The sequence below is a fragment of the Bacteroides sp. D20 genome (genome assembly GCF_003436255.1).
Classification (GTDB): domain Bacteria; phylum Bacteroidota; class Bacteroidia; order Bacteroidales; family Bacteroidaceae; genus Bacteroides; species Bacteroides uniformis.
Map to the genome: position 1 here is coordinate 28,885 of NZ_QSOO01000005.1, position 15,124 is coordinate 44,008.

The 15,124-nt window shown below is 43.3% G+C and carries 14 protein-coding genes and 1 pseudogene; 10 read left to right on the forward strand and 5 right to left on the reverse strand.

The genetic code is table 11. The annotated features are described in order from the left end of the window. The first annotated feature begins 26 nt into the window (after positions 1-26). The 7 genes from DXD78_RS06640 to DXD78_RS06670 all read left to right on the forward strand — a co-directional run bounded on the left by DXD78_RS06640 (position 27) and on the right by DXD78_RS06670 (position 8,183). Positions 27-392: a four helix bundle protein gene (locus tag DXD78_RS06640; RefSeq protein WP_117652618.1), complete on the forward strand. Its 366-nt coding sequence runs from the start codon at positions 27-29 to the stop codon at positions 390-392. Positions 393-471: 79 nt separating this feature from the next. Further along, complete coding sequence (locus DXD78_RS06645) at positions 472-1,140, forward strand: bifunctional 4-hydroxy-2-oxoglutarate aldolase/2-dehydro-3-deoxy-phosphogluconate aldolase (RefSeq protein ID WP_117652619.1); 669 nt, start codon at positions 472-474, stop codon at positions 1,138-1,140. A 640-nt stretch (positions 1,141-1,780) separates the two neighbouring features. Beyond that, complete coding sequence (locus DXD78_RS06650; RefSeq protein WP_117652620.1) at positions 1,781-2,953, forward strand: glycosyltransferase family 2 protein; 1,173 nt, start codon at positions 1,781-1,783, stop codon at positions 2,951-2,953. Between the two features lie 37 nt (positions 2,954-2,990). After that, on the forward strand, positions 2,991-4,892 hold the full coding sequence (locus tag DXD78_RS06655) for an asparagine synthase C-terminal domain-containing protein (RefSeq protein WP_087333078.1): 1,902 nt from the start codon (positions 2,991-2,993) through the stop codon (positions 4,890-4,892). Positions 4,893-4,908: 16 nt separating this feature from the next. Then, positions 4,909-5,943 (forward strand): glycosyltransferase family 2 protein, encoded by a 1,035-nt coding sequence (locus tag DXD78_RS06660; RefSeq protein WP_233534013.1) that lies wholly within the window; start codon positions 4,909-4,911, stop codon positions 5,941-5,943. A gap of 6 nt (positions 5,944-5,949) precedes the next feature. After that, positions 5,950-6,990, forward strand: coding sequence for a glycosyltransferase (locus DXD78_RS06665; protein WP_117652622.1), 1,041 nt, complete (start codon positions 5,950-5,952; stop codon positions 6,988-6,990). 11 nt (positions 6,991-7,001) lie between these two features. Further along, positions 7,002-8,183 (forward strand): glycosyltransferase, encoded by a 1,182-nt coding sequence (locus tag DXD78_RS06670; RefSeq protein ID WP_117652623.1) that lies wholly within the window; start codon positions 7,002-7,004, stop codon positions 8,181-8,183. On the opposite strand, the gene DXD78_RS06675 is transcribed toward DXD78_RS06670, so the two are convergent. Continuing rightward, the gene (locus DXD78_RS06675; RefSeq protein ID WP_117652672.1) at positions 8,180-9,715 is read right to left on the reverse strand and encodes a lipopolysaccharide biosynthesis protein; all 1,536 of its coding nucleotides are present in this window, start codon (positions 9,713-9,715) and stop codon (positions 8,180-8,182) included. The genes DXD78_RS06670 and DXD78_RS06675 overlap by 4 nt on opposite strands. 90 nt (positions 9,716-9,805) lie before the next feature. Between DXD78_RS06675 and DXD78_RS06680 the strand changes: the two genes are divergently transcribed. The 3 genes from DXD78_RS06680 to DXD78_RS06690 are packed head-to-tail and all read left to right on the forward strand — an operon-like array spanning position 9,806 to position 12,572. Beyond that, on the forward strand, positions 9,806-10,861 hold the full coding sequence (locus tag DXD78_RS06680; RefSeq protein WP_117652624.1) for a glycosyltransferase family 2 protein: 1,056 nt from the start codon (positions 9,806-9,808) through the stop codon (positions 10,859-10,861). Positions 10,862-10,873: 12 nt separating this feature from the next. Then, entirely contained in the window at positions 10,874-11,746 is an 873-nt protein-coding gene (locus DXD78_RS06685; RefSeq protein WP_117652625.1) for a glycosyltransferase family 2 protein, read from the forward strand. A 13-nt stretch (positions 11,747-11,759) separates the two neighbouring features. After that, a complete protein-coding gene (locus DXD78_RS06690) occupies positions 11,760-12,572 on the forward strand; it encodes a class I SAM-dependent methyltransferase (protein ID WP_117652626.1) in 813 nt (270 codons plus the stop codon). 26 nt (positions 12,573-12,598) lie between these two features. Here the strand turns inward: DXD78_RS06690 and DXD78_RS06695 are convergent. The 4 genes and pseudogenes from DXD78_RS06695 to DXD78_RS06705 form a co-directional block, all read right to left on the reverse strand. Then, positions 12,599-13,717, reverse strand: a pseudogene (locus DXD78_RS06695) (AAA family ATPase); the annotation flags it as partial. A gap of 107 nt (positions 13,718-13,824) precedes the next feature. After that, a complete protein-coding gene (locus DXD78_RS06700; RefSeq protein ID WP_005827473.1) occupies positions 13,825-14,268 on the reverse strand; it encodes an N-acetylmuramoyl-L-alanine amidase in 444 nt (147 codons plus the stop codon). A 33-nt stretch (positions 14,269-14,301) separates the two neighbouring features. Further along, positions 14,302-14,415, reverse strand: a complete 114-nt coding sequence (locus tag DXD78_RS21030; RefSeq protein ID WP_157132533.1) for a smalltalk protein — start codon at positions 14,413-14,415, stop codon at positions 14,302-14,304. 81 nt (positions 14,416-14,496) lie between these two features. Continuing rightward, the gene (locus DXD78_RS06705) at positions 14,497-15,012 is read right to left on the reverse strand and encodes an HU family DNA-binding protein (RefSeq protein ID WP_117652628.1); all 516 of its coding nucleotides are present in this window, start codon (positions 15,010-15,012) and stop codon (positions 14,497-14,499) included. Positions 15,013-15,124: the final 112 nt, after the last annotated feature.

Here is a 15,124-nt window from a genome sequence, read left to right on the forward strand (position 1 = left end):
GATGTACGATTGAAATTACTTCTACAGTGAACTCGGAGGAATTGAAAATACGATTGAAGGTGTTCTCTTTGAGAATAATCAAGATGGTAGATTGTATGCCTAATCGGATTTCGTCAATGGCTATAGCTAAACAAATAGTACGTTCAGGGACTTCACCTGCTGCCAATTATAGGACAGCTTGTTTGGGAAAGTCTGATAAGGATTTTCTGAATAAACTGAAAATGGTAGAGGAAGAACTGGATGAAACTATACACTGGTTGGAAATTATTGCTGAAAGTGAGATGATTCCTGCTAATAAACTGCTTGGGTTGCAACAAGAGGCGCATGAATTGTATAAAATAATAGTGAGTTCTATTGTCACTACAAGAAATCGGTTAGCAAAGGAAGTTTGAATCGTCAAATCGTAAATAAAAAGAATAGATATAAAGTAAAGTAATATTAATCGTAAATCGTCAAATCGTAAATAAAAAGATGAGTAAATTTGATAAAATCTCAGTATTGAATAAGATTGGTTCTACTGGAATGGTGCCTGTCTTTTATCATAAGGATGCAGAAGTTGCAAAGAAAGTTGTAAAGGCTTGTTACGATGGAGGTGTTCGTGCGTTCGAGTTCACGAACCGTGGTGACTTTGCCCACGAGGTGTTTGCGGAAGTGGTGAAGTTTGCGGTCAAAGAGTGCCCGGAGATGGCTATGGGTGTAGGTTCCATCGTTGACCCTGCTACTGCGGCGCTGTACTTGCAGTTGGGTGCATGTTTCGTTGTAGGCCCGTTGTTCAACCCGGAGATTGCTAAGATTTGTAACCGTCGTCTGGTAGCTTATACTCCGGGGTGCGGCAGCGTTTCAGAGGTAGGTTTCGCGCAAGAAGCAGGTTGCGACCTCTGCAAGATATTTCCGGGCGACGTGCTTGGTGTCAAACTCGTGAAAGGTTTGCTGGCTCCGATGCCCTGGTCCAAGCTGATGGTGACCGGTGGAGTGGAGCCGACTCAGGAAAACCTGACCTCCTGGATTAAGGCGGGTGTGTTCTGCGTAGGTATGGGTTCCAAACTCTTCCCGAAGGATAAGGTCGCTGCTGAAGACTGGACTTATGTTACGGAAAAATGTAAAGAAGCGTTAGGTTATATTGCCGAAGCAAGAAAATAAAGAAGAAATTCATTTTGTTTAAAGGTGTTTAAAGGGGACAGCCATCGAAGCGTTTCGGCGCTTCGGTGGTTTGTTTTTTACTGGAAAGTATACTCCCGATGAACAATAAAATGTTTATAAGTGTAAACTGTACCCTTAAACTCTAAAACAATGTTATAAAACGCGCGAAAAATATGCCGGCGTTTTGTGCGTGCGGATAAAACACTTACCTTTGCAGTGCAGTTGGGAAACTGCATTTGGATTTGATAAATAATAAAAACAGTTTTCAATAAAGGATATTAGTTGTTAGGTAAAAGGATTGAAAATAGATTTTTTTCATAAGCTAAATGTTTTGAATAAATAGGTAAATTAGGTAAAGGTAAAAATTGGATTTTGAAGTTTTCAGAATAGGTAATTGAAGTTTTATTTTTCAGGTAAAGAGAAAGATTGATTTTTAGGTAACATTGACGCAGTTTAAAAGAAAAGCCTTTAAGGCTTTTCTTACAGGGGCGAGGGGTTCGTGAGAGCTTGCTCGTTTTTTTATTCCTATATTCTTCGCATTTTTTGTATATTTTGTCCGGACTCTACTTCTTTTTTGTATCTTTGTGTCGGATACCCATTAAAAACAAGCAGCAACTCTAAAGCTTAAATAGCTCTGAATTTGGAACATATATTGAATATATTCGATTGGCTTTTATACATATGGTTTGCAATAAACATACTGTATCTATTGGTTTACAGTCTGGCGTCACGCCGGCGTGACCTGCCTCTGCCCCCTCCAGCCAAGGAACACAAGCGTTTTGCCATACTGATTCCTGCCTACCGCGAAGATGCCGTGATACACGAGTGCGTCCATTCATGTCTGGAGCAGGATTATCCCGCCGACTGTTTTGATACGGTTGTCATTTCAGACCGTATGCAGCCCGAAACCAACGCTTCCCTCGCTGTGCTTCCTGTCCGCCTGGTTGAAGTGCATTTTGAGAAAAGCACCAAGTCCAAATCTCTGAATGCTGCCATGGCTGCCATCGGCAATGACTATGACATCGCTTTGGTGCTCGATGCGGACAATGTCATCCCTTACGATTATCTGAGTGATATTAACGACCTCTTCGCCAATCCGGAAGTCGAGATTGTGCAGACCCACCGGAGTGCCAAGAACCTGAACAATGACATGGCCCTGCTCGATGCCATCAGTGAGGAAATCAACAATACCATTTTCCGTCTGGGGCATGCCAAGCTGGGTTTGTCGGCTGCCCTTATCGGTTCCGGTATGGCATTCCGTTATGACTTGTTTCGTGATACGATGGCGGACATCAAGGCTGTGGGCGGTTTCGACCGTGAATTGGAGCTGACCCTGCTCTATCGCGGCAAGCGTTTTTATTATCTGCCCGAAACCTTTGTGTTCGATGAGAAGATACAGAACACCGGTGATTTCTCCCGTCAGCGCCGCCGCTGGCTGTCGGCACAATGGCATTACTGCCAGACCTTCGCCAAGTTTCTGTGGAAGGCGCTTGCTGCGCGTAACTGGGACTTCTGCGACAAGCTTTTCCAGCAGCTTTCCATTCCCCGCCTGCTGTTGATGGGGTTCACGTTCCTCTTCTCCGTGTTGTTTACGGTTTATCGCTGGACATGGGGGCTGAAGTGGTGGCTGCTCTTGGTGTTGCTCGCTGTCGCACTGCTCGTTGCCGTTCCCAAAAGGTTCTGCACCAGCCGCCTGGCAATGGCCCTGCAAAAGATACCCTATACATTCCTGCTGATGGCAGGAAACATCTTCAAGCTGAGGGGGGCAAACAAGACCTTTATACATACCAGGCATGGGGTGGTGGAAAAATAGAAAGGGATACACAATAAACAAGTCTATAAGCAAACAAATGATATACGGAAAAATCACTTTAGAAGATTGGCGTACAGTCTGTGTAGAGGGAGAAGAGCCGGAATCTTCTTTTGAAAGTTATAATCTGAGACTTTTCTTTTTCGGAACTTTGTATAATCGGGACACCTTGCAGGCAACTCCGGATGATACCAATGCCAAGCTTGCTGCTGATGCGTTTCTATCCGATCCGGCATATGGCTTTTCACGCCTGGACGGTTCGTTCACCATAGTATATTATTCAGAAAATGAATGCGGAGTGGTGCGCGACCATCATGGCACGCATTATCCCGTCTATTGTCACATTGATGGTAATTTTGCCACTTCCTGGCAATTTTTAGAGGACCAACTGGAAGAAAATTTCGAGCCTAATCTGGTTTCATTGAGTACATTCCTTCAGCGTGGCATTTTGAAGAAGAATAATTTCGCCCTATTCGATGTTCATTCTTTAGGTGCCGGCGAAAAGTTCTACATGTTGACAGAGCTTGGTTATCTGATGCCGGTTTGGGCTTCTGTAAAGTTAGAGACACAAGCGAAAGTACATTCCATGTTTGATTCGCTGAAGGAAAGAAATCCCAGCTTATATGAAAAGGTGGCAGATGACATTTATTGTCTGAAGCGCGACAGCGTTTTTGAGCATGAACCCAAGGTGGCGACTGAACGGAATCCGGATGTAGAAACCTACTCCCGCCGTTATGGAGAATTGCATGCGCAAGCCATCCGCCGGCGTATCGGCCATAGCCGCAGGGTAGGTATCCTGCTGAGTGGCGGCTATGATTCCGGTTCAAACCTTGCTGCGCTGCGCAGCATTTACGACGGCCAGATTGACTCCTATTCCGTGGGCTTTAAAGGAGATGCCTGGACGGAGCTGCCCATGGCCCGTCTGATGTCTGAAACCTTTGGTACCCGCCACCACGAGTACGAGATTGACGGTACGGAAACCAGTGCCTTGCCCGACATTGTCCGTTTTCTGGGTGAGCCTTTTATGGAAGGCGGGCTGATGGTAAACTATTGTGCTATGCGCATGATAGGCGATGACAAGCCCGACGTGATTCTGGGAGGTGACGGCAGTGACCAGTATTTCGGTACTTCCGGTCGCGAAGTGGCGTTGCATTATCTATCCGCCCGCATAGGATTGCGTCCCTTGCTACGTGGCATCAGCCGTCTGCTGGAGCATGAAACCTTTGATACCGGTGGAAAGCTTTCCCGCATCAATTTCCATTTGGATAAGATACTTCATATTCTGGAAGGGGAGCGTTTCGGCTTCTCCGATTCTGCCTTGTGTGCCCTTCTGCAAAATCCGAAAGAAGATTTTGAGCCGGTAAAATCACTACGGCCCGATATCCACAGTTTCGAGCATCTTTATGCGCAGCATGCCATTCTTTCCGATTTGGAGACTGTAATCAACCGTATCATTCTTTTCAAGGCTTCCAGCATGGCACGCATGTTCGGTAACAATCTGACGTATCCTTTTATGGACCTAGAGCTTTTCCATTTCCTGCAGGAGCTACCGGTAGGGTTGAAGTGCAGGGGCAACAGTGTACTGGACATTGCGCGGGGTCGTTCCGTTTCTAAATATCTGTTAAAGCACCATTATAAACCTTTACTTCCCGAGGCCATTACCTTGAAGAAGAAGCAGGGCGGTTTTGCACCTATGCCACTGTTCTTCCGTGATAGGGCCCGACGTGCTTTCTTTAAGGAATTCATTCTTGCTTCCGGCATTATGGACAACTATCTGCGCCGTGATGCAGTGGAGAAGTTTCTTACAGATTATGAACAAGTTGCAGAGAAGGAGGGCGGTTGGTTCTGGCATAGGCAGAACAAGGCTTTGCAATATTTCAATCTGTTGACGCTTGTTGTGTGGTGGGAAGAGTTTGTGGAAGGACATGAGGTGAAATTCTGAAAATATGATTGAAAGTATGAAAGTTTCCATTATTGTTCCGGTTTATAATGTTGCCAAGTACATAGAACGGTGTCTGCTGTCTGTGTTGAACCAGACCTGGCCGGATTTGGAAGTTATTCTTGTGAATGACTGCACTCCGGACAACTCTATGGAGATAGTCAGACGGGTGGTGGCTTCGCATCCGCGTGGAACGGTGGTGAGGTGTTTGGAACATGAAGAGAACAGAGGGCTTTCTGCTGCAAGAAACACCGGTATTTTAGCGTCTGTTGGCGATTATCTGTACTTCTTGGATAGCGACGACTATATTTCTGCGAATGCAATAGAGCTTTTGGCGGATGCAGCGGTGCAGAAGCGACCGGATTTTGTGATAGGCAATTACGAGGTGACCGGCGCCAGACGTTGGGCTCCTCCTTTATCATTAGGCACCGGGTTTTATGAAGGGAATGCTCTTGTACTTTCCACTTATGTGCAGGGAAAATGGTATGTCATGGCATGGAACAAGCTGGTGAGTCGTCCCCTCGTTTTGCAGCATAAACTCTACTTCCAGGAGGGCATTGTACACGAGGATGATTTATGGTCATTTAAGTTGGCATGTATGTCTCAAAGTATGTATGTCGTCAATGAGACCACTTACTATTATTCCATGCAGCCAGATTCCATCATGCGAGCGCCGTCTATGCGTAATTTGGAATGTCGTGTGCTGGTGCTTGGTTATATCTACGACTTTATCCGGTCTTCCCGGTGTTTGCAGGATAACCGGCTGATATATATATACTTTGAGAGTCTGAAGGCGAAATATTTTGACCGTATTCTGTATTTCACGAAAGACACATCCTTTCATTATCAGAGTTATTTGGTATTCAGGAACAAAAAGTATGCGTCTTTGTTGGAGATGACGGGCCTGCGTTCCGAATGGAAGCTGATGCTGCAGAACATCCATTATGTGCTTCCTACGTATGCCGGCTATCTGTATTTTAAGGCTTTTGTAAAGTCAGCCTACTATTTGTTGGTGTTGTCTATAAAAATGAAGGCAGTGTTGCATACAAAATGAGCGAATATGAATCATGTCCCGGAAATATCCATTATAGTACCCGTTTATAAGGTGGAAGAGTACTTGCCCCAGTGCATTGACAGTATTCTTGCACAGACCTTTACGAATTTTGAGTTGTTGCTGGTAGATGACGGGAGCCCAGACCGTTGCGGGGAGATTTGTGAAGAGTATGCCGGGAAGGATACGAGGATACGGGTGTTCCATCAGGCTAATGCAGGATTGAGCTGTGCCCGGAATACTGGTTTGATGAATGCTCGTGGAAGATATGTAACCTTTATTGATTCAGATGATTATGTAAAGCCTTATTATCTTGAAAGGCTGTACGGTGCATTGCCTGCCGATAAAACGAAGGAGGGAGTAATAGTCGGTTCTCTTGATGCGTATCTGCCAAATGGGGACTGTCAAACGTTTCACGTTCCCGAACAAGATATAGCTTCGGAACAGATGTATCTTATATTGACAGACTTGATAGACAAGCGTGTTGCGTACGCAGGCAGCAAGCTATACGACCATCGGATTATCAAGCAATACCGGGTGGGCTTTGTTCCTTTTGTTTCCGGACTGGAAGATATGCTGTTTATGTTGGACTACCTGATGTATGCGGATTTTATGGTTATTCGTGATTACAATAATTACGTTTATAGAGTAGGGTATTCTGTAGATGTGTTGTCTGTGCGTATAAACAGCTTTCCGGCAGAATATGCAGCATTCTCCAATTTTTTGGAAAGGGTCTATGTGTATCAAAAGAAATTTAATTTGGAGGATAGCTCACTGGATAGAACATGGAATTCATTGACTGTCTTTTTCCATAAAGTGATTTTGGCCATCTATAAACCAGAGCATAAGTATACCCGGCAGGAACGGTTGTCTTTTTTACATCAAGTCCTTTTATCAGATAAAGAATGGATAAGACGATTTTTTCTTCCACAGTATAAAGCGGATGTGTTGGGCAAATTCCTGTTTTGTAGGGTGGGGGTATCGGCTTTTGATGGGTGGATGCGTTTCTTGTCAGGTATAAAATTCAAGAAGATGTTTGGAGCAAAATAACGGGGGGCATTATGAATATCTTGTTTATACATCCTGTCATGTTCCATCCCCAACGGGGAGGGATTGAAAGAGTGAGTGACCTTTTGTGCCGTGAATTCATAAGACGGGGACACCATGTTCTTTGTTTACATAGTGTGCGGGATGAAAGCCGCATGGATTATGCATATCCTGCACCATCTTATTTTTTCCCATATCAGGTTCGGGAAGTAGAAAAGAACGGGTTGTTTTTCCGTAGTTTCCTGCAAGAGCACCGTATTGATATGGTCATAGACCAGGACCCGCAGACTTATTATACATTATATTCCTTCTCTAAAACCTTGCGGGACGTGTATATTATTTCCGTGATACATTATAATCCTCTTGGCATATATCACCATTTGGGAGAGTTCGTAATGTGGATAAAAGGGAAAAACACGATTATGGGAAAAATCAGAAAGATGGCCCGTATCATAAAGATTCCTATGTTTAAGTATGATTACAAGCGTACATTAAAATCCGATTATGAAGGCATTTTACTGTATACAGATGCATTGTGTTTACTTTCTTTGAAATTTATCCCTGATTTGAGGCAGATATATTCAAAAGACTTGAGCCGGGTGATTGCCATTCCCAATCCGAATACATATCCCGCTCAAGAAAATACAGATTTCCTCAAGAAGAAGCAGATATTGTATGTAGGCCGGATAGAGTGGCGCCAGAAGCGTGTAGGACGGCTGATTGATATATGGAAGCGTATATATAAAAAAATTCCCGATTGGGAGCTGGTTATTGTGGGAGATGGACCCATAAGGCAGGAACTGGAGCAGAAAGCCTCAAAGATGAAGCGGGTTGTTTTCACTGGTTGGCAGGACCCTGAGACTTTTTATCGGGATGCAAGCATCCTATGCCTGACGAGTGATTTTGAAGGCTGGGGAATGGTATTGACCGAAGCCATGACATTCGGGGTTGTTCCGGTGGCGTTCAATTCGTATGCAGCTATAACAGATATTATTGATGATGGCAAAAACGGATTGTTGATTCCTCCTTTCTCGCATAGAGCGTTTGCCCGGAAGTTGGGTGCATTGATGAAAGATGAAGAACTGCGTATGGAGATGTCAAAAAATTGTGTGCAGTATGTGAAACGCTTTGACATACAGAATGTGGCAGACGAGTGGGAAAGGACCTTTGACAGACTGAAATCAACAGCTCGTTAATGATGCCTTTTCAGTATCCGGTGAGCGAATGCACGTATACCTGGAGTAAAAAGATAGAGTAATAAACAAGTGAATATTCCGTAAGTGGAAATTATAATAGCTCCATAGACTATCCAATGTGTAAAAGAGCTTTCCGCTGCAAAGTCATTGTCGGGAAAAAGATAATAACATACTATTGCCGGCAGCAGTATAATCAGTAGATGCTTGATGTAGCCCATCCAATAGTAGAGAACGGATATTTTGAATCCTTGCGAATAAAGAAAGTAAGGTTTCCAAATGACGATGATAAGGAATAAGCTGGTTATGTTTCCCATCAAAATTCCCGGCAGTCCCCAAAAATGTCCGGCAATGATGGCAACAGTCAGGTTGATGATTACTTCCGCAATCGGAGCCCAAGTATCTTGAAATAAGCCATACCCATAGGTAAATTGGTCTATGGCACCTCGGGTGTAGCTGATGAACGAGTTGATGATAATCAGGTACAGAATGTGTTGGGGCAATACATATTCACTTCCCAACCATAATGAAATGAAAGCGCCGGTCAGTCGAATCAAGGCAAATGAAATGGTTCCGGCTATCAAGAAACGGATACCCATCAGCTCCCAGAATACTTGCTGGATACGTTTGGAATCGCCTTCGGCTATCAGATTGCCTACTCCTGCATTGGTACTCCCTAATAGGTTGCTGATAAATATACTTATCTTATCTATAATGAGGGTATAGTTTCCATAATATGCCACAGTCTTAAGAGAGACGAAGGCATATACCAGGAAGGGAGTGGTTTGGAATTGTACAAAACCGCCAAGTTTGTGGACAAACAACTGTTTGGTATACCGGGTTACTTCCGGATATTTCTTGAAAAGTAGCTTTCCCTGCTTCACTTCGCTTCTCAACCAGGGGTATACCTGGTTGACTTTCCAGTTCAGGATAATGGAATAGGTAATGCCCAGCAGAAGTTCCAGACTAATCCACAGGTAATAATTGCCCGTATAATATACTAACCCCATTTGCAGGAGAGTCTTTATCAGTACGGCACTTTGAAAGTAGGCTGTCACTACGTAGTTCTTCTGGTCTGCACCCAAAAGGGTTTGCTTGTAATTGGCAAAATATCCTATCAGTGAAGTGGTCAGATATGAGAAAAATGCAAAATAGATGATGCCTAAATCAAAGACATTATTGGGGAATATTAGGGGCAGGAAGCATGCCAAGACACATCCTGCACTTAGAATGATAAAACCGATACGTCGGTAGATAAATCCGAAAACAGAAATGATTTCATTGATTTTCCTTTCGTCGTGTTCGAAGAGAGGTTTATATAGAACGTAGCCGATGGCTGTGCTGATACCTAATTCTGCAAGGTTCAGAAAACCTAAAAGATTGTTCAGCGTACCTATCAGCCCCATAAAATCTGCACCCAATGCATCCAGAAAGATTTTTCTGGAGAAAAAGGATAAGGCTAAACTCAGGAAATAGAAAATGAGATTAACCCGGGCATTGAGCAATGACTTTTTAAGGCGTGACTCTTGTGACATTTTTTGCTTCTTGTAGGCAAAGGTATGCAATTTTTTCTATCTTTGTAGCAATAAGCATATTTTAATTTGATTGAATGATGAAGCATTAGAATGAAAGAATACGAAGTTACCATTGCAATTCCAGTTTATAATGTAGCAGAATATATAGAATCTTCTCTTTTATCAGCTCTTAATCAGACATTTCAAAGTATTGAATACTTGATTATTGATGACAAAGGGCAAGATGGAAGTATGGATATAGTACGTCGTATAATGAATGAGCATTTGCGTGGTAATGATATGAAAATTGTAGATCAGCGATATAATAAAAAAACGGGCGCAGCAAGAAATGCAGGATTAGATAATGCCGTAGGAAGGTATCTTTTCTTTTTAGATGGTGACGATGTTTTATCTTTAGATTGTATTGAGATTTTGTATAATGCAATGCGTCAGCATCCGGTAGATTTTGTATCCGCATCTTTTGTAAGACGTGATTTGAGAGGAGTGCTTTATGCTGGATGTCAATATGATAAGGATATACTGATTGATGGTTCAAAACATGCGGTTTTTGATTTTTGTTATGGCAAAGGAAATAAAGTTGCAGTATCTCTTTGTAATAGGCTATATAATGTTGCTTTTTTAAGAAATAATCATATACGATGTGTTCCGGGACAAACACATGAGGATTCGTGGTTTACATATCAAGTTTTGATGCAAGCTTCTTCATGTCGATTGTTACCTGATTGTACATTATTTTATACTTATAATCCGAATTCATCGAGTGCTGGATTCTCTAATGGCTATTCTGAAAGTACGGCACAACAGTTCGTTGATATTCAGCGAATGAAATGTGGATATATAAGACCATATGTAAAAATGAGTTTTTATCGGGGGGCATTGATTGATATATTAAAAATGAGTTTATATCATGCTTATCAAGTAGAAATATCGTCTCAAATAAATGAAGATGATAAAAAAAAATTTGAATCTTCTTTATTGACTCCTCCTTTTACTTCACCTAAAATGACTAATAAAGTAGGCATTTCTTGCACTTATATACTTTATCGTTTATTTAATGCATTTCCTTTACAGTTAAAGCTTTTGGCTCTCAAAATAGGGGCAGGAATAAAAGTGAAACAATTTATCCGTCGTTGGATTCATTTTTAATAGGATTAATCTATGGTATCAATAATAACGGTTAATTATAATGGTTGGCGAGACACTTGTGATTTAGTGAGATCGTTTAAAGAGCATGAGACATATTCTTATGAATTTTTAGTGGTGGATAATGCTTCAAGTGGTGAAGATGTAGAGCGTATATCAGCATTATGTCCTGATGTGAAATTGATTTGTAATTCAACAAATCTAGGTTTTGCAGGGGGAAATAATAGAGGCCTTGCCTATGCTAAAGGGGAATATGTGTTTTTTCTTAACAATGATATGCTGGTTGAAGAACCGATACTGGAAAAGTTAGTTACACGTTTACGTAATGAAACTATAGGTGGTGTATCTCCTACTGTCCGTTATTTAACTAATAAGGAAAATATTCAATATTTTGGTTGTAGAAGATTGAAGCCATTGACATTGAAATTTCAAACTGAAGTATTTGACTGTAATTGTCCTGCTAAATGCATTGAGGCTTGTGAAACAGAAGTGCTTTATGGCGGTGCTATGATGGTGCGACGTGATGTGATTGAACAAGTGGGGAAAATGCCTGAAGTATTCTTCCTTTTTGCAGAGGAGTTCGATTGGAGTTATCAGATTACAGAGGCCGGATATAAGTTGTGGTATGAGGCAGAGGTAGTGGTTTATCATAAAGGTGGGGCTACAATAGGGTATGGTAGTCCTAATCGTGCTTATTATATGTCACGTGCCCGTTTATTGTTTACCCGACGGCGAAGCAAGTGGGCTATTCGGCTTTTATCTTGTACATACTTGGTATGTGTGTCTATGCCTAAAAATGTTATAGTTGCATTGCGTAAGAAAAATTGGATGGTTGCGATTGCGTTAATAAGAGGAACTTGGCATGGATTGATTGATAAGAAAAAATAGAAATAAAAAGGATATGGAATTATTGGTACGAATAAAACAGCATTTGAAACCTATAAAAATAGCGTTTGATAATTGGAGGTTCAATCGTGAAGCGGAAAAGCATGTAGGAGTACACTATGAATGCCCGTTTTGTGGATTTCATTCAGATGACTTGGCTCTGTTAGGAATTGATAGTCCTGCTGCGCGAAAATACAAGACTGTTGGTATGGGAGTGCGTCCTGGCATGTGTTGGAAATGCCGGGCTAAGGATAAGGAAAAATTATTGTATCTTTATCTTCGGGATATAGCTAAGATTTTTGATGGACATCCTTTACGAATATTGCATATCGCTCCAGAGGATATTATTGCTCAACGTATTTTGACAATGAAAAGTATAGATTATATATGCGGAGATTTTTTTGCTAAAGGGTATATGTACCCCCCTTATGTTCATAATATGAATGTTTTGAATTTGCCATTTGCAGATGGAGATTTTGACATGGTTATGTGTAACCATGTATTGGAGCATATTGAAGATGACCGTAAAGCAATGCGTGAATTGTTTAGGGTATTGAAAAAAGGTGGAGTGGGTCTCTTGCAAGTTCCTATGTCTAATATATTAGATAAGACTTTGGAAGATTCTTCCGTGAAAACATCTGAAGAAAGATTGAAAGTGTTTGGTCAAACAGATCATTTGCGATTATATGGTTTAGACTACAAAGATCGCTTGGAAGAATGTGGTTTTAGAGTTGAACTATTTAAATTTCCTATTGAGGTAATTGATAAGTATGGAATGGATAAAGAAGAAAATCTTTATGTATGCTATAAAGATTTCTCCAACGTGTAGTATGGCTTTCTACTGAGTTCTGGCATATAGTAAGGAACCAGATATTTGATGAATCCTTCAGCAACCTCTTTATTAGGAAATCCCAACTGATAAGTGTTGAATTCTTCATCATACCCCTTTATAGTGAGATAGCCGCTTTGATAAATTATTGTAAGCGGTGTTTCTATGAGGAAATCCACATGGTTGAAAGTCTCTGCAGTCACTCCTTCACTCGTAAGGTCGGGCAGACAGAAGTTGTTGTCTTTCAGCAGTTTCACAAGGTAGGTGGGGGTGCCGGTCTCGAACCAGTAGCTGCCGAACTCCAGGGAACGGAAGGTATTCAGCAGGCTGAAGGGGTTATACAGATTGGTTCCGTTCTGGCGGAAGCGGTAGCCGTCGTACCGTTCTTTCAGTCGCAGGCAGACCTCGTCGTAGGTGATACCGTAGTTTTCGGCTATCTGGTGCAGCGGTTCTTCAAAATAGGTGTGTATCTCCTTGTCGGTCATTCCGCAGAGCGTCTGGAACTGTCGGTCCATGGAGAGGTCTATCAGGTTGTTCAGGTCGCTGAACACACTGACTTTTCCGAATTTCGTCACTCCCGTCAGGAAGCCGAAACGGATATACCGGTCCTGCGTTTTCATTACGGAGTAGAAGGCTTTGAGTGTGTTGCGATATTCATTTTGCAGTTCTTCGTCACCAATGGCTTGGAGCATGGGTTTGTCGTATTCGTCCACGAGGATGACCACGCGCTGGCCGGTCTGCTCGTAGGCGCGGCGGATGATTCCCTTGAAACGCAGTTCGGGGTTGACTTCGCTGGAGACGGCTCCGTAGATGTTTTCCCATTGGCAGAGAGTATCGTTCAATATGTCGATAAGACTGTTCTTCTCATCGTATTTACTCGTGTTCAAATCCAAATGCAGTACCGGATATTTCGTCCATTCTTTTTCGAGCCGTTCCATTTCCAGTCCCTTGAACAGTTCCTGCTGCCCGTTAAAGTAGGCTTCCAGTGTGCTGATGAGCAGACTCTTTCCGAATCTCCGCGGGCGGCTCAGGAAGTAGTAACGACCGGTATGTACTAACTGATAAATCAGGGCGGTTTTGTCCACATAGATATATCCGTCATTGATAAGGCTCTCAAAACTCTGTATTCCAATAGGGTACTTCATACGGCTGAATTTTGTTTGATGCGCATTTTGCTTAATTAGAACAAATGTATGAATAAAAAATGAGGTGGCAAAGCTTTTGTCATGCTTTGTCACCTCCCTTTTCTTGGTTACCACTTCTCTTTTTTTACTTCAAAACACGGGCATTGTTTCGTCCATTCCATCGGTTCCACCTCTCCGTTGTTGTTCAGGTCGGGGCTGAGGTCGCGATGTCCCGCCACTTTTGCTTCCGGATAGTCCATCAGCAAAGCGCGGACCAATACGCGGAGCGAGTGGCGTTGCCATTCCGTGCGTGTGTCTTTGGGATTCCCATAGTGGTCCAATCCGCCTTCGTAGGCGATTCCGATAGAGTGGGCATTGTAGCCGCGGGCGTGGGCGCCGGCCCTCTCGACCGGGCGGGTAGTCAGGATTTGTCCGTCACGGCGGATGTAGAAATGATAGCCCGTGCCATCAAATCCACGTCGGCGGTGCGCGGCTTCCAGAGCTTGCCCGGTAAAGGGACGGTCCTCGCACGTGGCGCTGCAATGTATCACAATCAAATCAATTTTTCTCATTTTTCTTTACTGTTTGCCTTTGGGGGCTGTTCGCTAAAAGGGACCACCGCTGTTCATGGCGTGTGCGCTGAATGCACCCAAAAGTGCCGAAGCTACAGCGATGATTACTTTCAGAATCTTGTCCCAGGTTGATGATTTTGTACTCATGATGTTTGATGTTTAAGGATTAGGATTAAGGGTTAAGGATTAATGATTAATGAACACAAGCTCATCCTTAATCCCTCTTTTTTATCCCAGCGGATTCTCCCCCTGGTCTCCGTCGGAACCTCCGCCATCGGGATTATTGCCGCCGGAACCTCCGCCGGTGCTATCCTTGTCGGCAGTTACAAGCTCAAAGATGAGGTTGTTTGCTCCACCTTTGGTGGTGGCGTTGCTGTCGTTCACCAGCCGCAGGGTGTTGGCTACCTTGAAGCGGATGTTGACGCGCTCGATGTTTTTCACGGTGCAGTCTTTGGCCAGTTCGGTGGCACGGCACTTGAAGGTGGTGTGGAAGATGCCGAAGCCGTCCAGACGGACACTGTTGCCGTCCGTCAGCGTCTGGCGCATCTGTCGTACGATGGCTTTGCCTACGTGCTCCACGTCTTCGGCCGACATGGCTCCCAGTGCTTCAATGTCTTGCGCGATACGGGCAAGGTCGAAGATTTTGGCATCTTGGGGCTTGCGTTTCAGGGTGTAGACCATGGGGGAGCTGCTGTCCCCGATTTTCTTGTGGCGCTGTGTGCGCACTACTAATGTTGTTGGCATGATGGTTGATGTTTAATGGTTAATGTTTCATTCCGAAAGGGGGAAGGAGGTGTCTCCGCGGCGATGGCCTCTACTCCGTTTCGTTGATACAAAGATAGGACATGGGGCAGGG

Coding starts and splice junctions, on each gene's coding strand:
- DXD78_RS06680 (WP_117652624.1), top strand. CDS start 9,806: ATGAAAGAATACGAAGTTACCATTGCAATTCCAGTTTATAATGTAGCA.
- DXD78_RS06690 (WP_117652626.1), top strand. CDS start 11,760: ATGGAATTATTGGTACGAATAAAACAGCATTTGAAACCTATAAAAATA.
- DXD78_RS06675 (WP_117652672.1), bottom strand. CDS start 9,715: ATGTCACAAGAGTCACGCCTTAAAAAGTCATTGCTCAATGCCCGGGTT.
- DXD78_RS06700 (WP_005827473.1), bottom strand. CDS start 14,268: ATGAGAAAAATTGATTTGATTGTGATACATTGCAGCGCCACGTGCGAG.
- DXD78_RS06655 (WP_087333078.1), top strand. CDS start 2,991: ATGATATACGGAAAAATCACTTTAGAAGATTGGCGTACAGTCTGTGTA.
- DXD78_RS06665 (WP_117652622.1), top strand. CDS start 5,950: ATGAATCATGTCCCGGAAATATCCATTATAGTACCCGTTTATAAGGTG.
- DXD78_RS06670 (WP_117652623.1), top strand. CDS start 7,002: ATGAATATCTTGTTTATACATCCTGTCATGTTCCATCCCCAACGGGGA.
- DXD78_RS21030 (WP_157132533.1), bottom strand. CDS start 14,415: ATGAGTACAAAATCATCAACCTGGGACAAGATTCTGAAAGTAATCATC.
- DXD78_RS06645 (WP_117652619.1), top strand. CDS start 472: ATGAGTAAATTTGATAAAATCTCAGTATTGAATAAGATTGGTTCTACT.
- DXD78_RS06685 (WP_117652625.1), top strand. CDS start 10,874: ATGGTATCAATAATAACGGTTAATTATAATGGTTGGCGAGACACTTGT.
- DXD78_RS06705 (WP_117652628.1), bottom strand. CDS start 15,012: ATGCCAACAACATTAGTAGTGCGCACACAGCGCCACAAGAAAATCGGG.
- DXD78_RS06660 (WP_233534013.1), top strand. CDS start 4,909: ATGAAAGTTTCCATTATTGTTCCGGTTTATAATGTTGCCAAGTACATA.